Origin of the sequence: Alkalispirochaeta americana, from assembly GCF_900156105.1 — a bacterium.
In the GTDB taxonomy this organism is placed as follows: Bacteria; Spirochaetota; Spirochaetia; order DSM-27196; family Alkalispirochaetaceae; genus Alkalispirochaeta; species Alkalispirochaeta americana.
This window is the reverse complement of the sequence record NZ_FTMS01000012.1, coordinates 24,048-45,018: the sequence shown is the minus strand read 5'-3', so window position 1 is coordinate 45,018 and position 20,971 is coordinate 24,048. Positions and strand designations below refer to the sequence as shown.

At 59.7% G+C, this 20,971-nt stretch carries 17 protein-coding genes; 6 read left to right on the top strand and 11 right to left on the bottom strand.

What is annotated here, in order from left to right; translation table 11 throughout:
• Positions 1 to 16 precede the first annotated feature (16 nt).
• Genes BW950_RS09850 through BW950_RS09835 form a run of 4 tightly spaced genes read right to left on the bottom strand, consistent with a single transcriptional unit; the run spans position 17 to position 4,030 of the window.
• Complete coding sequence (locus BW950_RS09850) at positions 17 to 916, bottom strand: DUF58 domain-containing protein (protein ID WP_083943911.1); 900 nt, start codon at positions 914 to 916, stop codon at positions 17 to 19.
• An 8-nt stretch (positions 917 to 924) separates the two neighbouring features.
• On the bottom strand, positions 925 to 1,953 hold the full coding sequence (locus BW950_RS09845; protein WP_076489134.1) for an AAA family ATPase: 1,029 nt from the start codon (positions 1,951 to 1,953) through the stop codon (positions 925 to 927).
• 48 nt (positions 1,954 to 2,001) lie between these two features.
• Positions 2,002 to 3,417: a bifunctional ornithine acetyltransferase/N-acetylglutamate synthase gene (locus tag BW950_RS09840; RefSeq protein ID WP_083943910.1), complete on the bottom strand. Its 1,416-nt coding sequence runs from the start codon at positions 3,415 to 3,417 to the stop codon at positions 2,002 to 2,004.
• Positions 3,374 to 4,030: a bifunctional 4-hydroxy-2-oxoglutarate aldolase/2-dehydro-3-deoxy-phosphogluconate aldolase gene (locus tag BW950_RS09835; RefSeq protein WP_076489133.1), complete on the bottom strand. Its 657-nt coding sequence runs from the start codon at positions 4,028 to 4,030 to the stop codon at positions 3,374 to 3,376. The genes BW950_RS09840 and BW950_RS09835 overlap by 44 nt, the downstream gene beginning before the upstream one ends.
• Before the next feature lie 65 nt (positions 4,031 to 4,095).
• On the opposite strand from BW950_RS09835, the gene BW950_RS09830 reads away from it, so the two are divergent.
• On the top strand, positions 4,096 to 4,962 hold the full coding sequence (locus tag BW950_RS09830; protein ID WP_200796818.1) for a uracil-DNA glycosylase family protein: 867 nt from the start codon (positions 4,096 to 4,098) through the stop codon (positions 4,960 to 4,962).
• Here BW950_RS09830 and BW950_RS09825 read toward each other — a convergent pair.
• Together BW950_RS09825 and BW950_RS09820 are read right to left on the bottom strand one after the other, a co-directional pair.
• Positions 4,923 to 6,074: an endonuclease/exonuclease/phosphatase family protein gene (locus tag BW950_RS09825; RefSeq protein WP_076489132.1), complete on the bottom strand. Its 1,152-nt coding sequence runs from the start codon at positions 6,072 to 6,074 to the stop codon at positions 4,923 to 4,925. The genes BW950_RS09830 and BW950_RS09825 overlap by 40 nt on opposite strands.
• Before the next feature lie 141 nt (positions 6,075 to 6,215).
• Positions 6,216 to 6,830, bottom strand: coding sequence for an ATP-dependent Clp protease proteolytic subunit (locus tag BW950_RS09820; RefSeq protein WP_076489131.1), 615 nt, complete (start codon positions 6,828 to 6,830; stop codon positions 6,216 to 6,218).
• 101 nt (positions 6,831 to 6,931) lie between these two features.
• Between BW950_RS09820 and era the strand changes: the two genes are divergently transcribed.
• Positions 6,932 to 7,846: a GTPase Era gene (era, locus tag BW950_RS09815; RefSeq protein ID WP_076489130.1), complete on the top strand. Its 915-nt coding sequence runs from the start codon at positions 6,932 to 6,934 to the stop codon at positions 7,844 to 7,846.
• Positions 7,847 to 7,953: 107 nt separating this feature from the next.
• Here era and BW950_RS09810 read toward each other — a convergent pair whose 3' ends face one another.
• From BW950_RS09810 to BW950_RS09795, 4 genes are all read right to left on the bottom strand, one after another.
• Complete coding sequence (locus BW950_RS09810; protein ID WP_076489129.1) at positions 7,954 to 9,897, bottom strand: methyl-accepting chemotaxis protein; 1,944 nt, start codon at positions 9,895 to 9,897, stop codon at positions 7,954 to 7,956.
• A 246-nt stretch (positions 9,898 to 10,143) separates the two neighbouring features.
• Complete coding sequence (locus tag BW950_RS09805) at positions 10,144 to 10,338, bottom strand: YwbE family protein (protein WP_076489128.1); 195 nt, start codon at positions 10,336 to 10,338, stop codon at positions 10,144 to 10,146.
• Positions 10,339 to 10,429: 91 nt separating this feature from the next.
• Positions 10,430 to 12,901: a heavy metal translocating P-type ATPase gene (locus BW950_RS09800; protein WP_076489127.1), complete on the bottom strand. Its 2,472-nt coding sequence runs from the start codon at positions 12,899 to 12,901 to the stop codon at positions 10,430 to 10,432.
• A complete protein-coding gene (locus BW950_RS09795) occupies positions 12,898 to 13,428 on the bottom strand; it encodes a Fur family transcriptional regulator (RefSeq protein WP_076489126.1) in 531 nt (176 codons plus the stop codon). Before BW950_RS09795 ends, BW950_RS09800 begins: the two co-directional genes overlap by 4 nt.
• Positions 13,429 to 13,614: 186 nt before the next feature.
• Between BW950_RS09795 and BW950_RS09790 the strand changes: the two genes are divergently transcribed.
• The 4 genes from BW950_RS09790 to putP all read left to right on the top strand — a co-directional run bounded on the left by BW950_RS09790 (position 13,615) and on the right by putP (position 18,953).
• Positions 13,615 to 14,652: an iron ABC transporter substrate-binding protein gene (locus BW950_RS09790; protein WP_076489125.1), complete on the top strand. Its 1,038-nt coding sequence runs from the start codon at positions 13,615 to 13,617 to the stop codon at positions 14,650 to 14,652.
• Positions 14,653 to 14,677: 25 nt separating this feature from the next.
• Positions 14,678 to 16,285: an ABC transporter permease gene (locus BW950_RS09785; RefSeq protein WP_076489124.1), complete on the top strand. Its 1,608-nt coding sequence runs from the start codon at positions 14,678 to 14,680 to the stop codon at positions 16,283 to 16,285.
• Entirely contained in the window at positions 16,282 to 17,364 is a 1,083-nt protein-coding gene (locus BW950_RS09780; protein WP_200796817.1) for an ABC transporter ATP-binding protein, read from the top strand. Before BW950_RS09785 ends, BW950_RS09780 begins: the two co-directional genes overlap by 4 nt.
• Positions 17,365 to 17,474: 110 nt before the next feature.
• The gene (gene putP / locus BW950_RS09775; RefSeq protein WP_076489123.1) at positions 17,475 to 18,953 is read left to right on the top strand and encodes a sodium/proline symporter PutP; all 1,479 of its coding nucleotides are present in this window, start codon (positions 17,475 to 17,477) and stop codon (positions 18,951 to 18,953) included.
• A gap of 118 nt (positions 18,954 to 19,071) precedes the next feature.
• Here putP and ilvD read toward each other — a convergent pair whose 3' ends face one another.
• Positions 19,072 to 20,910, bottom strand: a complete 1,839-nt coding sequence (gene ilvD / locus BW950_RS09770) for a dihydroxy-acid dehydratase (RefSeq protein WP_076489122.1) — start codon at positions 20,908 to 20,910, stop codon at positions 19,072 to 19,074.
• Positions 20,911 to 20,971 lie beyond the last annotated feature (61 nt).

The window sequence follows — 20,971 nt, the reverse complement described above, 5'->3', positions numbered from 1 at the left end:
GTTGGAGTGAAGGGTTTCATCGCCCCACACTCCTTCGCCGGAAGAAGGAGATCAACCGGTCCGCCACGTTATCCACAGAACTGACCTCAATCGCCGAAATTCCCCGGCGGTGGCATTCCCGAATCCACTGTTGCCGGTGCTGCTTCCAGAATTGCTCGAAGGCAAAACGGAATCGCCGGGACCGGCCGTTCAAAAAGAGCGTTCTCCCCGTTTCGGCGTCGGCGGCGGTTACCATCGGAAAAGAGGGGAGGGATTCCATCACGGGGTCGCCGATTTTCAAGGCGATCACATCGTGGCGTTTTGCCGCCAGGGCTAACTCCCGTTGATACCCCGAGGTCTGAAAATCGGATATGATTACCAGGATTCCCCGGCGCTTCAATGATTCGCTCACCGTCTGGAGCGCATCGGCCAGGTTTGAGCCCTTTCCCGAGGGCTTGCTGGTTATAATCTCCTGAAGCAGGCGCAGGGCGTGGGTTCTTCCCTTGGCAGGAGCGATCCAGCCGTCGATCTTCTCCGAGAAGAGGGCTCCTCCCACCTTGTCGTTGTTTTGAACCGCCGCCAGGGTGAGCAACGACGAGGCGATCAGGGCTACCTCACGCATGGACCGGTCAGCCGAACCATAGCTGAGAGACTCCGAGATATCCACCACCAGGAAAAGGGTCATCTCCCGCTCTTCCCGGAAGGTTTTGGTGTAAACCTGGCCGAAACGCGAGCTTACGTTCCAGTCGATCAGGCGGGTGTCATCACCCTCCACGTACTCCCGAACCTCGTCGAACTCGATCCCCGTTCCCTTGAAGACCGATCGGTAGTTTCCTGCCAGGAGGCTCTCCACCAGGCGCTGAGCGACGATTTGAAGTTGCCGGAGCCGCGCCTCGCTGGGGAGGTGCTCCAGGGGGTTGAACCGCTTCTGGGGCATAATCGCGATCAGGGAACCGGAACGGTCGAGAGAAGCATATCGACCACGTCGTCGCTGCTGAGATCCTCGCTGTCAGCCTCGTAGGAGAGGACCAGCCGGTGACGAAGAATGTCATGGGCCACGGCCTTCACGTCTTCGGGGATCACGTAGCGCCGCCCCTCCATCACGGCCCGAACCTTGGCGCAACGGTAGAGGTAGAGCGTGGCGCGGGGAGAGGCCCCGAACTCGATATACCGCAAGACCCCCATGCCGCGCCTGTTTCCATCGTCCCGCGTGGCGGTAACAAGCTGGACGATATAATCCTCGATGCGGTCATCTACCGTCACGGCGCTGATGGTTGTACGCAACTTGGCGATATCCCCCCGGAAGAGCGTTCGCTGGAGCTCTATCGTACGGGGAACACCTACGCGTTTGAGGATTTTCCGTTCCTCTTCGCGTGTTGGATAATCCACGTGGAGCTTCAGCATGAACCGGTCCAGCTGGGCCTCCGGCAGAGGGTATGTTCCCTCCTGCTCGATCGGGTTCTGGGTTGCCAGGACAAAAAAAGGTTCTGCCAGCTCGTAGCTGGTATCGCCGATTGTAACCTGATGCTCCTCCATCGCCTCGAGAAGAGCGCTTTGCACCTTTGCCGGGGCCCGGTTGATCTCGTCAGCAAGAACGATGTTCGTGAAGATCGGGCCCTTGCGCGGAACAAACTCCCCTGTTTGCTGACGGTACACCATAGTTCCGATGAGATCTGCAGGAAGCAGATCAGGGGTGAACTGGATACGCCGAAAACCGGCATCCAGCACCTGGGCGATCGATTTGACGGTAAGCGTCTTGGCGAGCCCCGGAACGCCCTCCAGGAGGACGTGGCCTCCAGCCAGCATTCCCACCAGCAGCCCGTCGATCATTGTGGTTTGACCGACAATTCGCCTCTGCAGTTCGGCGCGGACATTGTCGATCAGTTCCCGGGCGCGTTCGACCTGGCTGTCGAGCTGCTCCTGTTTGTAGTCTCTTTGTTTTTCATCGATATTCTTTTCATCAATACGCGACATAGTACACTCTCTCGGGAAAGTTCCCTTCAAAATTACGTCCCGACGTGATCACGTCCGGTAATCGGCATTGACCCGCAGATATTCGTCGCTCAGGTCGCTTCCAATCACCCGGACATCCTCCCGGTCATCTCCGGGAAAGTCAAGAACGATCCGTACAGTTCCCCGATCCTGGGGAACTCCTGCGAGCACGGGGTCCATCGCCGTAGCACGCAGGGACGCGCAGAGCAACTCCTCCGTCTCCTGGTCCAGAAGAAAGGCCCCCTGGCGATAGACCTCCCGACCGGCGATGGTCATCACCAGCCTGGAGGTGTCCATAATACCTTCCCGGTCATAGCGGGATAACCCGTCGCCCAGGGCCATGAGTATTCTTCCCACGTTGGGATCGTTTCCGAAGATCGCCGTCTTCACCAGGGGTGAGTTTACCACGTGGCGCCCCACATTGCCGGCCAGGGAAGATGAAGGAAAGCCTTTCAAAACGACTTCGATCACGTGGGATGTCCCCTCGCCGTTTCGCACAATCTCCAGCGCCAGCCGGTCTGCCAGGGGCTGCCAGGCCGCCTCAAGCTCGGCCTCACCAACAGAACACCCCGAAGCGCCGTTGGCCAGGGCCACCACCATGTCGCTGGTGCTCTGATCGCTGTCCACGGAGAGGCGGTTGAAGCTTTTTTCTGTTACCCGTCGGAGCACCCGGTCAAGCATGTCCGGCGGAACCGCTGCGTCGGTGACAAAGAAGGCGAGCATCGTGGCCAAGTGGGGCTCGATCATGCCGGCTCCCTTGGCAACACCCAGAATGACCGGTCCGCCACAGGCATCTGTGCCATCACGATCTGTACCATCACGATCTGTACCATCACGATCTGGACCATCAGGATCTGGACCATCAGGGTCCAGGGAAGTCCATGCGGCTTTGGGATATCGGTCGGTGGTCATGATCGCCTCGGCAAAGCCACCGGCTCCACAGGCTCCTTGGGAGAGAGAGGGTATTTCCCGGAGCATCTCTTCCAGGGGAAGACCCCATCCGATAACCCCCGTGGAGACCGAGAGGACTTCCTCCCGGGGAAGAGAGAAGGCTTCAGCCGCCGCAGCAGCAACCCGGCGTGCCGTCTCGAGCCCTCCCGGCGCCGCTACGTTCGCCACTTTGGTGTTCACCAGAATTGCCCGCACCACACCCCGGGCGAGTCGCTCCCGGGTGAGAACCACGGGAGCCCCGGGAAAGCGGTTTGAGGTGGTCACCGCAGCAGCCGAGTACTCTGGACCCTGATTGTGCAACCAGGCCAGGTTCATCTCGCAGGGTTGCGACGCCGGGCGCTCAACGGGTACAAAGGAGAGCCTCCGCCGGAAGAAGCCAAAGCCCCGGGGGACCAGAGCGGTTCTGTCCAGCGTCTCCCGCCAGGACTCCCCGGCACGGGCTACAGGCAGATCAACCATGGCGCTGCTCGCACGCCGAAGGTTCATCCAGGGCATTCAGCAGCCCCCTCAGCTGACGGGCTGCCTCCCGCAGAGCAGTCTCGTCTCGTTCACGCACTGCCCCGGAAGGAACCAGAAAACTCCCCCCGCAGGCGATCACCGAAGGAAGGCACAAATAGGACGCGAGATTATGAAGGCCTATCCCCCCGGTGGGAATAAACGAAACCTGGGGGTAAACCGGCGCCAGGGCCTTTATGAGATTCGGTCCGCCCCCAGCCTCGGCGGGAAAGAACTTGAGAATCCGTCGCCCCTGGGCAAGCGCAACCTGCACCTCCGAGGGCGTAAAGACCCCCGGGATATAGGGAATCCCTTTCTGATCGGCAAAAGAACCCACATCCGGAGCCAAACCGGGAGAAACCAGAAAGCGAGCCCCCGCAGCACAGGCGACCTCGGCCTGCTCCCGGGTAAGGACTGTCCCGGCCCCGACCACCGCTTCCGGCACCTTCCGGACCAGGGCCTCGATATTATCCCGGGCAGCCTCGTTGCGAAAGGTTATCTCGACCAGGGGAAACCCCTCATCCACCAGGATCGCCGCAGCCCAGACCGCATCGTCAGGCGCGGGCGGAGCAAAGACGGCGACGACCCTCGACGTTACCAGAAAATCCTGCATCGGCAAACTGTACTCGCCCCGGTGCGGTTGTGCAAGAACCTTCTCCCACCCTAGAGTGGTCAGCTATGGCAGAAATCTGTGAGGAAAATATCAACGAGGCAAAGAGCCCCGAATCACCAGGGCTGGTAATATACAACCGCTACCGCCGTCTTTCGGAGGAACTGGCCCTCCTCTCCCGGGAAATAATGGAAGCCCTGCCCGACGTGGCAGCCTTGTATAACCCTCTGGAATACGCCGACGCTCCCTGGAGGGAATACCTTACACGATTTTGTACAGGGCCAAGACAGATCGTCTTTCTGGGGATGAACCCCGGCCCCTGGGGAATGGCCCAAACGGGAGTTCCCTTCGGGGAAATCGCCGCTGTCCGGGACTGGATGGGAATTAGCGCCCCGGTGCAACAGCCCCGGACTCCCCACCCCAAGCGGCCAATCGAGGGGTTTTCCTGCACCCGCAGCGAGGTAAGCGGACGGCGCCTCTGGGGACTGATGCAGGAAACCTACGGCACGGCCCGGGAATGCTTCCAGAATCTCCTGGTCTTGAACTTCTGTCCCCTGGTCTTCATGGCAGAAAGCGGCCGCAATATCACCCCGGACAAGCTGCCGGCAACATACCGCACCGCCCTGGAAGAGGCCTGCCTTCGGGCCCTGACCGATAGCCTTCAGGTTCTGAAACCACGCTATCTCGTTGGAGTAGGAGCTTTTGCAACAGCCCGCCTGAAAGGGATTCCCCCACGCCCGGAGGTTCAAAATCCCGCACCGGAGGTTGTCCAGATCCTGCACCCCAGCCCGGCCTCGCCTGCAGCAAACCGGGGCTGGGCCGAAGCGGTCTCGGCCCAACTACTCGCTGCCGGTGTCTGGCCCCCCCAAAGGGCTAACCCCGACAGAGCTGAACCTCAAGGGGATCGAATCAGCGTGAGCAACAGCGGCAAGTGATCCGAGACCCCCCGGGGGTCATCCTCCCAGCTCAAGGGCCGTCCCCGGGAGTCGCAACCGTCACGAGGACAGGGCACGGAAAAGGCAGAAAATCGCAGGGCACTATCCTGGGAAAAGAGCGAGGGCGAGAGAAACATGCTGTCGATTCGCTCCCAACGGTTGATAAAATAAAACGATCCCGGCGCGTCTATGTCTTCCCAAAGGTTTACAAAAACGGGGCGATCCAGGAGAGAACTGCTCAGGATCGCTTCCCTGGCCGAGGAGTCCCAGATGAGGTGATCGCCCTCACGAATCCACTCCGGAGTAACCCAGGACGGGTGATTACCCTCTCCGGCGGCCAGTTCCCGGGCCAGAGCCAGAAGCTCCCGGGCAGGCATCAAAGCCGTGGGGTAGGATCTCCCCGAGAGCTCGAACTCCAGGGGACGCTCGTTGAAATCTCCCGCTACCAGAAGGGACAGATCGGGCTCCTCCCGATACAGCTGCTCTACCCGCGCTGCCAGAAGTTGCGCTGAGGCGCGGCGCAGAGGTTCTGTGGCCGGAGCGCCACCGCGTTTACTCTTCCAGTGGTTGCTGAAAATCACCAGATCTGTTCCGGCCAGATCGATCCTGGTTTCCACCACGGGCCGCAGCGGGGGAAACTCCCCTGCCCGGGCCAGGTGTGTTCGGGCATCCCGAATGGGGTACCGCGAGGCAACGCCGATCCCGATAGCGGCCCCGGGCCCCTTGGCAAAGACGCGGTAGGGAGCGTGGACATCCACCAGGTGCCGGTCCATGAGATCATCCAGAACCTCCCTGTTTTCGATCTCCAGAAAGATAAAAATATCCGGCCGGGGACGCAACGCCTGCAGAGCCTGGGCTATCCGTTCCTTTCGCCGGTGGTAATCCCGCTCCGTCCAGCCACCGGCAGAGGTGAACTGATGATACTCTGACCCCTGATCGACCGCGTCAAAGAGGTTTTCTATATTCCAGGAAAGAATGGTGATGGTGTCATCATCGGGCAGGATCAGCAGACACCCCAAGGCTGTGGCCAGGGCGGGCCCAAGCAGGATACAGCCCCAGGAGACCCCCCGAAAGCGCCCGGTCAGGTGCTTTAACCGTGTACATACCTTCATACCCGGCGAGACACCCCGGGGAGGATCGGTGCTTCACCCTTCGGGGAAAAGTCTCACCCCGATCTCCCGGGCAGGCCTCCCCACCGACCTTGCCACCGAAACATCCTCCGTGCCCCGGAGCCAGGCCTGCGAAAAGATCCGCTACATCTCCGAGCGGTGTGTCACAATCCTCGAGACCAGTCCGTACTCTACGGCGTCTTCAGCGCCCATCCAGTAATCACGATCGGTGTCTTTCTCGACCTGCTCCAGGGGCTTCCCCGTCTCCTGGGAGATCAGCAGGTTGATCCGGCCACGCATCTTTTCGATCTCCCGGGCATGAATCTCGATATCCGTAGCAACACCCCGAATTCCCGAGAGAGGCTGGTGAATAAGATAATGGGAGTTGGGAAAGGCCAGACGGCGCTCTTTCTCGGCAGCCAGAAGAATCAGAGCGCCTGCGCTGGCGACAAGGCCGATTCCCACGGTCCAGACCTGGGGGGTTACAAAGCGAATGGTATCAAAGATGCCGTACCCCGCATCGGCATCGCCACCGGGAGAATCGATAAAGACCCGAATCGGATCGTCCCCCTCCTGTTCCAGGATCAGGAGCTGCCGGACCACCCGCTCGGCCAGGTCCTTGTTGATCTCGCCGGAAATGAGGATGGTACGAGTCTTGAGCATTCGATCCAGGAGCGGCGGCTGATCCCGGTTGTTTTCCCGGGAGTCCTTGTCGGCCCCCTCCTGGTCACAGCACTGATTGATGTTGGAATTCGGCATGAATATCTCCGTATAATGTGGTATTTCTGCAATTGTACTTTCCCCGTGAATATACTATTAAATGAGGGATAGATGCAAAGAGCAACAGAAACGAGTGTACAATGAATAGCGAAAGCGGAAAAAGCGGGTTTGTAGTGGTCCTGGGGCGCCCCTCCACGGGAAAGTCCACTCTGATCAACAGAGTTTGTGGCGAAAAGATCTCCATCGTCTCGCCCGTACCCCAGACGACACGCAACACCATCCGGGGAATCTACACGGAGGAGCGAGGCCAGATCGTCTTTCTGGATACGCCAGGCCTTCACCAGGCCGAAAAAAAGATCAACCTCCGCATGCGCGATCTGGTGACAGAGTCGCTGGAAGATTGCGACGCCCTGATCTACACGGTGGACACCACCCGCCTCCCCGGCGAGGAAGAAGAGGCCGTTGCGCAGCTTGCCTCTTCCCTGGACGTGCCGCGAATCATCCTGCTCACCAAGATGGATCATCCCGAAAGCAATCCCGCCCGGATTGTGGAGTTCCTGACAACCCATGCCCTGGCAGATCTCCCCCGATTCCAGACGGGCGGACTCCAGGAAGAGGCAACAGAGGATGGGTCCCGCCCCCGGGAGATAGAGGATCTCCTGGCAGCGATCTTTCCCCTTTTGCCCGAAGGGCAGCCCTGGTACCCCGGTGATCACTATACCGATCAGCCCCCCCAGTTCCGCATCGCCGAGATCGTGCGGGAACAGGCAATCCTGCGGACCCGGCAGGAGGTCCCCCACGCGATCTACGTGGAGGTGGCCGACCTGGAACAACGCCCCAAATACCTCTGGGCCCGGGTCTTCATCTTTGTTGAACGCCCCACCCAGCAGGGTATTCTGGTAGGGAAAGGAGCCGCCACGATCACGGAGATCCGCAGGGAATCCCAGAAGATTCTGGGCCGCATCTTCCCCATGCCGGTGCGCCTCGCTCTACAGGTAAAGGTGCGCCCCCGCTGGAGACGGGACGACAATCTCCTGAACTCCCTGATCCAGTAGCCGGGTCCGGGGGCCAATAGCCAGCGTCCGGGGGAACACAGCTCCCCCCGGGAGCCTCTGCCGGGGCTATCCCGGAGGAGAGGCGGCCGGGTGCGGGAACCGCAGGTTCACCCCTGCAACTGATTCCCCGGGGGAGTGAACTCCAGCTCAGCCACCGGCCGGTGCGCTTCGGCAGCAACCTTGAAGAAGGCCACAATTTCCTCCAGCTGGTCTGCCTGGACCAATAGTTCCCCTGCGGTCGTGGCCATTTCCTGCACCTGCGAAGATTGCTCTTCACTGGTGCTGGCCAGCTCTTCAGCAGAAGCAGCGTTACGCTGAACAACCTGGTCCAGCTGGTTAATCGCATCACTCACCTGCCGGGCACCCGAGCTCATCTCCCGATTGGACGAGGATATCTCCTGCACCAGCTCTGCCGTTTTCCGGATATTCGGAGCAAGCTGGTCGAGCATGGCCACCGCTTTCTCGGCTACCTGGACGGAGGTCAGGGAGAGGGTGCTGATTTCCTTGGCGGCAATACTGGAGTTCTCGGCCAGTTTACGGACCTGAGCGGCAACAACGGCGAAACCCTTGCCATGCTCCCCGGCCCGGGCAGCCTCAATCGCAGCATTCAGCGAAAGCATATTGGTCTCGCGGGCGATATCCTCGATTATCACGATCTTCTCGGCTATCTGTTTCATGGCTTCCAGCGTCCCTGCCACCGATGTCCCGGCGTCCCCGGCCTCAGTAGCAGCCTGGAGAGCGATCTGCTCAGTCGCCTGGGCGTTCTCCGCACTCTGCTGAATGTTGGAGGCCATCTCCTCCATCGACGCAGATATTTCCTCAACCGATGCGGCCTGCTGGCTTGTATCCTGACTTAACTGCTGCGCCGTAATTGCCAGCTGCTCCGAACCATCAGCCAGATTTTTTGAGGCATCCCGGAGCCCGAAGCTGCCCGAGCTAACAGCCGAAGCAGATTTCCTGATGCCCTGAACTATTTCCAGCAATTTGTACTTCATGGTGTTCAGGGCACCCACAAGATTACCGATCTCATCCCGGCGTCGGGAGAAATCGTTTGACAGATCGCTCACAAGATCACCATCGGAAACAAAACCAGCCATCGAAACCGCCGATTGCAGCGGGGACGATACATGCTTCGCAATGACCAGCGAAATGATAATCATGATGGTCACCGCCACCAGCAGAAGCCCCACAAATATACGGGCAATATTCATGAAAGCGGCATTCATGTCAGAATGGGGAATGGCAAAGGCCACGGACCAGCCCGGTGTATCGGCCACAGGGGAGAAAACCGCATGGTACCGGGTCCCCTCGGGGGTCCGGTAGTCCATCACTCCTCCGAGACCCCGCTGCATTTTCTCCCCGATCAATTCGAGACCATCGTACCGGGGTGCATCGAGCACATTCAGCTGCATCCGAAGATCAGCATCGGGATGACCGACTACCAGCCCTGATCCATCCACAACAAAACCGTACCCGCCCTCACCAAACTGTATCTCTGATACTACCCGGGATACTATATCCAGGGTTATCACTCCCCCGAAAACTCCCGCCAGCTCCCCATCGTGGTCACGAACTTCGTGTGCAACCGCCACAATGGCAGAACCATCGGCCAGGCTGATAATTGCGTTGCTCACCGCCAGGGGCTGTCCTTCATGGACGATGTCCCGAAAATAATCCCGCTCACTGACGTTAGCTACAACACCGTGGCTTGTCGGGGCGTTTCCCTCAAGATCACTGAAAAACACAAAATCGTGCTCCGGATTGAGTGATTTGTGCCGTCCGCGCAGATACTCCTCTACAATATCACGATCTGCCCCGCGGACAATATCGAGATTACTGTAGCCGCGAATCTCGTTCACGTGCCCCTGCACCCAGCGACTGATTTCAGCCGATCGCGCGGCAACTACATCGCTGGTAAGGCTATCGATGGTGCGCCTTTGAACAAGCTGCACCTGACTGAGCAACACTACAGCCATTATCAGAAGCAGGACTGCCGCTGCCCCGCCGAACAGTACCGCCATACGCGCCCGCAAGCTTCGAAAGCCCTTCATAATCGCCTCCCTGTTTAAAACCAGAGCATCTGGGCATAAGACAAAAGCGCTCTAACACCCCCTGCTAAAAGTGTAGTACATCAGAGACGGTTCTGTGTGGAACGCTCCGTAGTTTCTGGCCGATAACGATCCTCCGGAGTTATGCCTCCGGAGTTATGCCTTCGGCCAGGGAGAAAGGGCAGCATGAAGAACTTCCGGGAGAGCTGAGGAGGCCTCAAGCTCAGCCCCCGGATTAGGCAGAACCCCTCAGTCCAGACACTGCTTGACCCGTCCCACCTCGCCGGAGCTGAGCTTTACCTTGATCCCGTGGGGGTGCGTGGCCGATTTGGTAAGAATGCGCTCTACAATTCCCTCGGTGAGTTCTCCCGTGGCCTGGTGGTGCTTCTGGACCACCGCCACATGCTGGCCGGTTCTGATAGCAGCCCGTCGTGTTCCATCCATATCTGTCTTTCCTTTCCTTCGATCGGTTTCTTCGATTCCCCGGGCGCCCTGATCACCGGAGGCGCCACCTGATTAGTGGCGGTGCCCCTGATTACCGGCGATACCGGAAAAAAAGGAGCCGCAATCCGTTCAGCGAGACCAGCACCGTCCCCCCCTCGTGACCAACCACCGCCAGGGGAAGGGGCAAGTCAATGGTATACACCGCAGTGGCCATCATGAGAATCAGGGCCAGAGCCACCGAGAGATTCGTCACCAGCGTCCGGCGGGTTGCCCGGCTCAAGGCGATAAGGTACGGAATATTTTCAAGCTTGTCCGAAAGCAACACCACATCGGCCGTATCCAGGGCGACATCGGTTCCAGCTGCTCCCATGGCGATCCCCAGCCGCGCCCCGGCCAGAGCCGGAGCGTCGTTTACACCATCGCCCACCATGGCCACAGGTCCCAGGTCCCGCTGAATCTGGTGAATTACCGCAAGCTTGTCTTCGGGCATCAACTCGGAGTAGACCTGATCCACACCGGCCTCGGCGGAAATTGCTGCAGCGGTGCGGGCGTTGTCGCCGGTGAGCATCACCACGCGGCTCACCCCTGCCCGACGAAGCTCTTTTACAACAGCAGGAGCCTCGGGTCGCAGGCGGTCCTGTACGGCAAGAACACCTAGAGGTCTGGAATTGTCCCCGACTGTACGCAGGACGATCGCCGTCTTTGCCTGATCTTCCAGCTCCTGAACCCGCTCGTGCAAACGGCTTCGTTCCCAAGACGGGATCTCCACGTCCTCAAACGACCCGGGGCTCCCCAGTTGTACGAACACTCCTTCCACCATACCCCTGACACCGATTCCCGCCTCGTTACGAAACCCCTCAACCGGAGGAATATCCAGCCCCTGATCCCGGGCCGCCTCCACCACAGCCGCAGCAATCACATGCTCGCTTTGAGCTTCCAGGGCTGCGGCGATTCGCAGAACCTCCTGGCGGGAGAGTTCGCTCACGGAAAGAACATCGCTCAGGCGGGGTCGGCCCTCGGTGAGGGTCCCGGTCTTGTCGAAGGCCACCACCGATATGGTTCCCGCCTGCTCCACGTGCACCCCCCCTTTAAAGAGGATCCCCCGCCGGGCACCGTTGCCGATGGCCGAAAGAATCGAGGCGGGGGTGCTTATGATCAGTGCACAAGGGCTGGCAGCGACCATGAAGGTAATTGCCTTGTAGACACTCTCTTGCCAGGACATCGCCAGAAAGAGAATCGGCACAGATGCCGCCGCCAGGGTGGCCACGATGACCCCCAGGGCATAAATTTGCTCAAACCGCTCCAAAAAACGCTCGGTTTTTGCCTGGTTCTCTCGAGCCTCCTCCACCAGAGTGATAACTCTGGCTATGGTAGATTCGGAGCTGGTCTTTCGGACCTCAAGAATCAGGGCGCCGTCCTGATTTATCGTTCCTGCCAGGACTTCATCGCCGGGCCCTTTCTCCACAGGGATCGATTCCCCGGTCACGCTGGACTGATCGACCCCGCTGGCTCCTTTCAGGACCATTCCGTCCAGGGGAATCCGTTCACCGGGACGAACCTGAATGTACTGGCCTACCCGGACCGACTCCACAGGAACACGCTGCCCCCGGGGGTCTTCGGGATCAGCCACCAGAAAGGCACAATCGGGGCGCAACCGGGCAAGGCTTCTTATGGCATTTTTGGTACGATCCAGGGCGTAATCCTGCAGGACGTTGGAGAGCGAAAACAGGAAAAGCAGAAGCCCTCCCTCAAAGGGTGCTCCGATGCCGGCGGCCCCCAGAGCAGCCAGAACCATCAAGAGATCCACGTCGATCTTGCGGTTCCTCAGGGTTTCCAAACCTGCCCGGAGGCCAAAATACCCTCCCGCTGCGTAGCACACTCCGTAGGCAAGAAGCGTTGGCACAGCTCCCAGCGAGAGAACCCTCTCCAGGACAGCCCCCGTGATGAGGGAAACCAGACTGACCGCCACAAAGAGAGGCTCCCGGGAAAAGGCCATCGCGGGATCGCCTGGACCGACCGGATCTTCCGAAGGGATCTCCCGGTCTCGCCAGGGCGAGAGGTTCACCTGAAACACCCGTTCCTCCACCGGCTTGCCACCAGGGCACTCCTCCGGTTCAGAAGTCGAATCACTGTCGGACCGGGGGGGAGAGATCGTCATAACTCCCCCCCGGTAACTCACCGCCTCATCTCCCAGGAGCGAGAGGGCCGGACAGGTCGCGGAATCACACTGGTCTTTCCGGCGGGCGCGACGCTGGCTTGCCAGCAACTGTTGCACACAATACCCGCAGCCGCGCCGGAGCTGCCGTTGCTCCCGATCCCGGCAGAGAGCCCGCCGTTCGTTCAGCGTGTGGGCCAGATCATCCCAGAGCGCATCCTCCCGGGAAGGATCAAATTGAACCGGATCGTAGCGGACTTCCAGTCCCGGGGCCGCCGTGTCGTAGCGCAGGGAGAGAATACCCGAACGCTCCCGGGCAACCCGATGAAGGACAAGACAGCAGCAACGCTCTTCCAGAGGCACGGGACATCGCGAAACCTCAGCCGAAGTATCATGGATTGTGCTCATGAACTACTCCCCGTGCCAGTCACGTTTGCGGCTTTTTTCTCCCCAACAGCACAGGATGATTTGTTGTACGGGCACTCCCGGGGATCCTCGCACTCCAGGCACTCACTGTAATAGACAACCCGCCCGCTCAGAACTTTGGAGCCCACCGAAGCCTGAACCTCCGCCTCCAATTTGTGCACCACCTGACTCTCGAGATCGCAAATGCGGTGACAGGTGAGACAAGCCAAATTGATATGAGGAGCGGTGTTCACCTCAAAATGAATTGCATCGTCTCCGGCAGACCCCAAACTGGTAATCCGTCCGATTTTCACCAGGGCATCCAGAGTCTGATAGACCGTGGTGAGACTCAAGGATGTAAAATCCGGTTTCAACTCCTCGTACAACGCCTGGGCAGTGGGATGATCGTCACGCCTGGCCAGAGCCCCGCAGACGGCGGTTCGCTGTGGGGTCAGGCGGTATCCGGCGACGCGCAACCCCTCCAGAAGCTCCCGGGAGATGGTCTGGGAAAGGTCTTTTGTTCGGGCCATGGGTCACTCCATAATGAGATCAATATTGTAACAGCTATTAAATTGTAATCATTACAGATTGACCCGTCAAGCCTCCGTCAGGGTTCTTCCGTGAGCCGCTCCGGCCTCTGCGGATAGTTGACTTTTACAGTAATAATAAGTAGCCTTGCCTAACTTTACCTCGTCTTCACACAAGGAGTACCGACTATGACAAGGCAAAAAATTTTCCTGCCGCTTCTCCGAAGCTTCGCGGGTATCCTGTTATGTCTCGGAGCAGCCACGCCGCTTTTTGCCCGCGCTTCATCGGAGCAATCCCAAAGCATAACCCTTTATTCCGGTCGGGGAGAGAGTCTGGTGGCCCCTCTGATCGAGGAGTTCACCAGGGAAACAGGAATTGTTGTGCACACCCGCTTCGGAGGAACCTCGGAACTGGCCGTTCTTATCCAGGAAGAGGGAACCCGCTCACCGGCAGACCTCTTCTGGGCCCAGGACGCGGGAGCCCTGGGGGCTCTCTCGCGGAGAGGCCTCTTTCGATCCCTGCCCGAGGATATCCTGAAAAACCTTCCCGAGATGTACCGAAACAGCTCCGGAGACTGGGCAGCAACCAGCGGACGGGCCCGGGTCATCGCCTACAACCCCCAGGTCCTGGGAGACCTTCCCCTGCCCGAGACCGTTTTCGAGCTCACCCGCCCCGAATACTCCGGCAGCGTGGCCTGGGCTCCCACGAACGGCTCGTTTCAATCGTTCCTCTCGGGGATGAGAGCTCTTCACGGCGACGAAGCCACAACCCGGTGGCTTTCGGAGATGATCTCCCAAGGGACCCAGTCCTATCGGAATAACACAGCGATCCTGGAAGCGCTTGGGGCAGGCGAGATAGCCCTGGGGATCACCAACCACTACTATCTCTTGCGCTTTCTTGCCGAAGACCCCGATTTCCCCGTACAGCAAGCTTTTTTCACCGACGGTGACATCGGAAACCTGGTAAACGTGGCGGGAGTCGGAATCCTTGATTCGGCACAAAACAGCTCCGGGGCCGAGGCATTCCTGCGGTTCCTGCTTGAACGCAGCGCCCAGGAATACTTCACCTCGCGAATTTACGAATATCCCGTGATCGACGGAATTGGCCGAAATCCCCGACTCGAACCGTTCCAGCGACTTATCCAGGCAAGCCCCAGCCTCAACCTGGATGCCCTGGAAGATCTGGAAGGGACGCTCTCGATCATGCGCCGGGCCGGAGCTCTCTGAGAGTTCCCCCGGAAGGAGAAACACCATGAGATCCCGGGGGAGCGCCAGGGCTCCATTCCTTCTCTACCTGCCTCCTGGCATGATAGCTCTGGCCATGGTGGTGCCCCTGGGGTATCTCCTGCTTCGAACCCTCGAAGCAGACCCGGGGCATCTGGCAGACTTGATCTGGCGGGGGCGCTCCTGGATTCTCCTGCGCAACACCCTGCAACTTACAGCTGCTGTCGTTGCGGGCACCACAGCAATATCCCTCCCTCTGGCCTGGTTGCTGACACGGACAGACCTGCCGGGAGCAAAAACGATCACCATTGCTGCGGTGCTTCCCCTGGCGGTGCCCGGCTACGTCATGGCCTACGCCCTGCTCAGTCTGGGCGGACAGAACGGGCTTGCCGCCTCCCTGGGCTTTCCCCTGCAACGCCTCTCTGGTCTGGCCGGTGCAGCTACCGCTCTGACGCTCTACGCCTTTCCCTACACCTTCCTTAACCTTCGCTCGGCCTTTCTTTCTCTGGACCCCGGTCTGGAAGAAGCGGCCCGAAGCCTGGGCTATAGTCCCTGGCGAGTCTTTTTGCGGGTTACCCTTCCCCTGATCATGCCCGGGCTCATAGCCGGGTCGCTGATAGTATCGATTTACACTCTGGGAGACTTTGGTGCCGTGGCGCTCATGCGCTTCGAGGTCTTCAGTTTTGCCATATATACGCAATATGCCAGCGCCTTTGACCGCTCCTACGCAGCCGCTTTGGCGCTGATGCTCATGGCCCTCACGGCCCTTCCCCTGGCTCTGGAAGCCTGGTTCCTGAAAAACCGTCACCTGGCCCGAGTTGGCTCCGGCGTCTCCCGTCAAGTTAACCGGGTTTCCCTGGGCTGGTGGATGCCCGGAGCCCTCCTGTTTGTCGGGGCAATCCTGATGGCGTCGGTGGGGCTGCCAGCTCTCATACTACTCCACTGGATGAGGTTGCAACCGCCCTGGGGAGAGCTTCCCCGCGTTATTACGGCCTTCGGGAACAGTGTCTCGGCAGCTCTTCCAGCTGCCCTGGTGGCTGTCGCTGCAGCGGTGCCCCTGGCGTATCTCCGGGTTCGATACCCCTCAGGATGGTCCCGCGCGGCAGAGCGGATCGCTTTCACGGGTTATGCCGTGCCTCCCCTTGCGCTCGGCCTGGCCATGGTATTTTTCTCGCTTCGGGCGGTGCCCGGTCTCTATCAGACAAGAACGCTCCTGGTCATTACCTACGGCCTCAATTTCCTTGCCCTGGCAATAGGGCCAATCCGGAACGCTCTCATGGCCGCCCCCAGAAATCTGGAAGAAGCTGCCCGAAGCATGGGACGGTCTCCGGCGGCTGCCTTTTTCCTGGCTCTCTTTCCGCTTTTGCGAAAGGGAATTTTCGCCGCCCTCACGCTGGTCTTTGTCATGGTCATGAAAGAACTTCCCCTGGCGGTTCTCCTGGCTCCCACAGGGTTCACAACCCTCAGCACGGCCGTTTTCTCAAGAACCTCCGAGGCACTTCTTGCCGAGGCAGCGCCCTACGCGGCGGCGATCGTTCTCTTCTCGAGTCTTTTTGTGGGCCTCATGATCCGCGGGGAATCTCCACAACCCCGGGACCAATCACCCCGCGAACCTTCACAAGGAGGATCTCCATGAACCACCTGGAAATACAGGGCCTTACAAAACGATTCGACCTTTCGTCGCCTCCGGCGGTGCATGACGTGTCGTTCCAGCTCAAAACAGGAGAAATCCTGGGGCTGCTGGGACCCAGCGGATGCGGAAAAACCACCACACTCCGCATGATCGCCGGGTTCACCCCTCCCGATGGGGGAGAGATCTTCCTGGAAGGCGCCTCCGTAGCGTCCCTTCCCCCGGAACGGAGAAGGATCGGGTTTGTCTTCCAGGACTACGCGCTCTTTCCCAACAAAACGGTCCTGGACAACGTGATCTTTGCCCTGCACCGGAAAAAGCGCCCCCTCCGAAAGAACCGGGCCCGGGATCTTCTGGCCCTGGTGGGGCTCTCCCGGGAAGAGCACCGGTTCCCCCACGAACTCTCGGGAGGACAACAGCAACGAGTAGCCCTGGCACGAACTCTGGCAGCCGAGCCGGAACTGATCCTTCTGGACGAGCCCTTCTCCAACCTCGATGCGGCCCTTCGGGAAAGCACCCGCGCCGACGTGCGCTCCCTTTTGAAATGTGCCGAGATGAGCGCCATTCTGGTTACCCACGATCAGGAGGAAGCCCTTTCCTTCTGTGATACCCTGGGCGTGATGAACGCGGGGACGCTCGAGCAAACAGGAACCCCCGAAGAGATATACCTGAATCCCCGGACTGCCTTTGTGGCGCAGTTTCTGGGCAGGGCGAACCTGCTGCGCGGCACCGCCACAGGCTCAACAGCCCGGACCGATCTGGGCGAGATAGCCATTCATCCCGCTACGGACGGGTCGGTCCTGCTCTCGCTCAGGCCGGAACACCTCACGCTCCTGCCCCTCACCGAAGCAAACTCCCCCGACGATCCGCCCCGGATAACCTCCCGGGAGTTCCGGGGCCACGACCTGACCTACCGGGTGAAGTTCAGGAACCGGGAGTTTCTGGTCCACACCGATTACACCTGCGATTACCCTCCCGGGAGCGCCGTTGCGCTGGCTCCCCGGCGGCCAGGAGTCGTCCTGCAGGAACCGGGGCTCTGTTTTCGGGGTCTCTCTCCGGGAACTCCCCGGAATTCTTCGGGTTGAAACGGACCATCCTCTCCCGATAGTATTCGTTTCTCTGCATACCTATACATTCATCAGGGTTTGGCAGAAAGAAAAACGAAACCAGGCGGCACAGATCAGAGGGGGTGTTCATGGCAGAGGCCAATCCGGCGATTGTAGTAACGTTTGTATTATATCTCGTGCTTATGATGGCCGTGGGGGCCGTCTTTTACCGGCGCACCACAAACCTCTCTGACTATATTCTGGGGGGGCGCAAGCTCAATTACTGGGTCACCTCCCTGAGCGCCCAAGCCTCGGACATGAGCGGCTGGCTTCTCATGGGGCTGCCCGGCTACGCCTACCTGGCCGGGCTGGAAGCGTTCTGGATCGCCTTCGGCCTCGCCCTGGGCACCTACCTGAACTGGCGCTTCGTGGCGCGACGCCTTCGGACCTACACCGAGATTTCCGGCGATTCCATCACCCTGCCGGACTACTTCGAGAGCCGTTTCCGGGATAGCACCAGGATCCTGCGCATCGTCTCGTCGATCTTCATTCTCGTCTTTTTTCTTGTCTACACGTCGTCGGGCTTTGTCGCCGGAGCGATCCTTTTCAGCGCTATCTTTAATCTGCCCTACACCACGGGGTTGCTGATCGGGGTGGTGGTGATCATCGGGTATACCTTTCTGGGCGGGTTCACGGCGGTCTCCTGGACGGATTTCATCCAGGGAATCCTCATGTTTTTTGCCATCACCATCGTGCCCTTTATCGGATTTGGTCTCGCCGGTGGTCCGGGAGAAACCTTCGAGGCGGTTCGTCTGGCCAACCCGGAGTTTCTGAACATCTTCACCGCCACCGACGGCTCCCCTCTGGGAATCATCGCCATCGTCTCCCTCCTGGCCTGGGGCCTGGGCTACTTCGGGCAACCCCATATCCTGGCCCGGTTCATGGCGATCCGCAGCGCCGACGAGGTTGCCCCGGCGCGTAAAATTGCCTCGACCTGGGTTGTGATAAGCCTTACCGGAGCCGTTCTGGTGGGTCTCATCGGCATCGCTTCGGGGGAGGTCTTCATGCCTGCCGACGCCAACGCCGAGCAGATTTTCATCCATCTGATCGATGGAGTCATTCCTCCCCTCCTGGCAGGGATCTTCCTCTCGGCTATCCTTGCGGCGATCATGAGCACCGCCGACAGTCAGTTACTGGTGACTTCCAGCGCCCTCACGGAAGACCTCTATGCGGTACTCCTGCGAAACCGGGCCAGTCAGACCGAGCTGGTCTGGATCAGCCGTTTTTCTGTAATAGCCGTGGCGATCATCGCGTCGCTCATAGCTGTGGACCCCGAGAGCACCGTCCTGGGACTGGTAAGCTACGCCTGGGGCGGCTTTGGCGCTACCTTTGGCCCAATTGTGATTCTCTCGCTTTTCTGGCGCCGCATGACCCGGAACGGAGCCCTGGCAGGGCTGGTTGCAGGAGGCTTGACAGTTATCGTCTGGTATAACCTTTCGGGGGGAATCTTTGATCTCTACGAGATCGTTCCGGGATTTCTCTTCTCCCTGGCCGCAATTGTCGGGGTCAGCCTCCTGGGAAATCCCCCGGAGGCGGAGATCACCGCCGAGTTCGACCAGGTCACCTAGGGCTCGATACGCTCCTGACCCTGTCGATCTCCTGTGATACATATCCTGGTGAGGGGCTCCTGCCGGAGGCCCCTCACCCCTGCTCCGGCTTTTCACCCGGACTGGTTCATCAAAACGATCAGGAACCGGGGATAATCCTCACCGCACCCTTGTGGGCACTCTGGGCAAAGCAGGCATAACTCCGAAGCGCCACCGACACGGGGCGGTCACGATGCCGAGGCGTGTACGCCGCCGGACCGCGCCCGTCCTCCTCGGCCCGGCGGAGCGCCAGCTTTTCGTCGCTCACGGCCAGATGAATCCGGCGTGACTCGATATCGATCTCGATCCTGTCTCCGTCGCGGACCAGTGCAATCGGGCCGCCCCCGGCCGCTTCGGGCGAAACATGGCCTATCGAGAGGCCGCTGGTACCTCCGGAAAAGCGCCCGTCCGTGATCAGCGCGCAGACCTTGTCCAGTTTCATACTCTTGATGTAGCTCGTAGGATAGAGCATTTCCTGCATCCCCGGCCCTCCCCGAGGGCCTTCATAGCGAATGATCACCACGTCGCCAGCCTGAACGGTTCCCTTTAAAACTGCCTCCACGGCCGTATCCTGGGATTCAAAGACCCGGGCCGTCCCGGCAAAGGAAAAAACCGAGGGGTCTACACCGGCCGTCTTGATAATACAGCCTTCGGGAGCAAGGTTCCCGAAGAGCACCGCAAGCCCGCCCTGGGAGCTATAGGCGTGCCCGGTATCGCGGATACACCCCTCCCGACGATCCAGATCGAGGGTCGGATAAGAAGAGGAATGGCTTCCCATGACAAGATCACCCCGTTTTCCCCCGGGAGCAGCTGCGTAGAGATCTTTTGCTTCGGCCGACGCCGTGGGGCGCATCACATCGTAACGATCAAGAGCCTCGGCGAGGGTCAGGCCGTCGGCACGCTTCACGGAAGTATCCAGAAGGCCCTGCCGGTCCAGTTCTCCCATAATTCCCATGATTCCCCCGGCCCGGTTCACATCCTCTATGTGCCAGGCACTGGAGGGGGAGACCTTGCAGAGGTTCGGTGTCGCGCGACTCAGGCGATCGATATCCTTCATGGTGAAGTCCACGCCTGCCTCATGGGCGATAGCAAGAATGTGGAGTACCGTATTCGTGCTTCCTCCCATGGCAATATCCAGAGTCATGGCGTTTTCAAACGTTGCCTTTCCCGCGATGGATCTGGGCAGCACCGAGGCATCACCCCGGCCGTACCAGGCATCGCAGAGCTCCACAATCCTCTGTGCGGCCCTGTCAAAGAGTTCCTTCCGTTTCCGGTGCGTGGCAACCACCGTGCCGTTCCCCGGCAAGGCCAGCCCCAGGGCCTCATTGAGACAGTTCATGGAGTTGGCCGTGAACATCCCCGAACAGGACCCGCAGGTGGGGCACGCGCTCTCCTCAACCTCCTGAAGCAGCTGGTCATCCACAGAATCATCGGCGGCCATAACCATGGCATCTACCAGATCATATCCCCGGCCGTGGGCACGCCCCGCCTCCATGGGACCTCCCGAGACAAAGATAGCAGGAATGTTCAGGCGCATGGCAGCCATGAGCATACCAGGCGTTATCTTGTCGCAGTTGCTGATGCATACCAGCGCATCCGCCTGGTGGGCGTTCACCATATATTCCACGCTGTCGGCGATCAGGTCCCGGCTCGGGAGAGAATAGAGCATTCCTCCGTGCCCCATGGCAATACCGTCGTCGATGGCGATGGTATTAAACTCTGCGGCAAAGCACCCGGCAGCCTCTATCTTTCGCTTTACCTCCTGGCCGATCTCGTGAAGATGAACATGACCGGGAACAAACTGGGTAAAGGAGTTCGCGATAGCGATAATTGGCTTGCCGAAGTGGTTCTGCTGCATTCCATTGGCCCGCCAGAGGCTTCGAGCCCCTGCCATAAGGCGACCATAGGTGGTTGTAGTGCTGCGTAAGGGCTGTTTCATAAGGAATTATGGCCGGGAAGGGGGCGATCGGGTCAAGGGGAGGACGATCCCTCCGGGAGAG

What these genes read in the sequence shown, in the direction of transcription:
- ilvD (WP_076489122.1), bottom strand. Translation starts at nt 20,910, where the DNA reads ATGAAACAGCCCTTACGCAGCACTACAACCACCTATGGTCGCCTTATG.
- BW950_RS09850 (WP_083943911.1), bottom strand. Translation starts at nt 916, where the DNA reads ATGCCCCAGAAGCGGTTCAACCCCCTGGAGCACCTCCCCAGCGAGGCG.
- BW950_RS09830 (WP_200796818.1), top strand. Translation starts at nt 4,096, where the DNA reads ATGGCAGAAATCTGTGAGGAAAATATCAACGAGGCAAAGAGCCCCGAA.
- BW950_RS09825 (WP_076489132.1), bottom strand. Translation starts at nt 6,074, where the DNA reads ATGAAGGTATGTACACGGTTAAAGCACCTGACCGGGCGCTTTCGGGGG.
- BW950_RS09840 (WP_083943910.1), bottom strand. Translation starts at nt 3,417, where the DNA reads ATGCCCTGGATGAACCTTCGGCGTGCGAGCAGCGCCATGGTTGATCTG.
- BW950_RS09805 (WP_076489128.1), bottom strand. Translation starts at nt 10,338, where the DNA reads ATGGATGGAACACGACGGGCTGCTATCAGAACCGGCCAGCATGTGGCG.
- BW950_RS09820 (WP_076489131.1), bottom strand. Translation starts at nt 6,830, where the DNA reads ATGCCGAATTCCAACATCAATCAGTGCTGTGACCAGGAGGGGGCCGAC.
- BW950_RS09845 (WP_076489134.1), bottom strand. Translation starts at nt 1,953, where the DNA reads ATGTCGCGTATTGATGAAAAGAATATCGATGAAAAACAAAGAGACTAC.
- era (WP_076489130.1), top strand. Translation starts at nt 6,932, where the DNA reads ATGAATAGCGAAAGCGGAAAAAGCGGGTTTGTAGTGGTCCTGGGGCGC.
- BW950_RS09800 (WP_076489127.1), bottom strand. Translation starts at nt 12,901, where the DNA reads ATGAGCACAATCCATGATACTTCGGCTGAGGTTTCGCGATGTCCCGTG.
- putP (WP_076489123.1), top strand. Translation starts at nt 17,475, where the DNA reads ATGGCAGAGGCCAATCCGGCGATTGTAGTAACGTTTGTATTATATCTC.
- BW950_RS09810 (WP_076489129.1), bottom strand. Translation starts at nt 9,897, where the DNA reads ATGAAGGGCTTTCGAAGCTTGCGGGCGCGTATGGCGGTACTGTTCGGC.
- BW950_RS09785 (WP_076489124.1), top strand. Translation starts at nt 14,678, where the DNA reads ATGAGATCCCGGGGGAGCGCCAGGGCTCCATTCCTTCTCTACCTGCCT.
- BW950_RS09795 (WP_076489126.1), bottom strand. Translation starts at nt 13,428, where the DNA reads ATGGCCCGAACAAAAGACCTTTCCCAGACCATCTCCCGGGAGCTTCTG.
- BW950_RS09780 (WP_200796817.1), top strand. Translation starts at nt 16,282, where the DNA reads ATGAACCACCTGGAAATACAGGGCCTTACAAAACGATTCGACCTTTCG.
- BW950_RS09835 (WP_076489133.1), bottom strand. Translation starts at nt 4,030, where the DNA reads ATGCAGGATTTTCTGGTAACGTCGAGGGTCGTCGCCGTCTTTGCTCCG.
- BW950_RS09790 (WP_076489125.1), top strand. Translation starts at nt 13,615, where the DNA reads ATGACAAGGCAAAAAATTTTCCTGCCGCTTCTCCGAAGCTTCGCGGGT.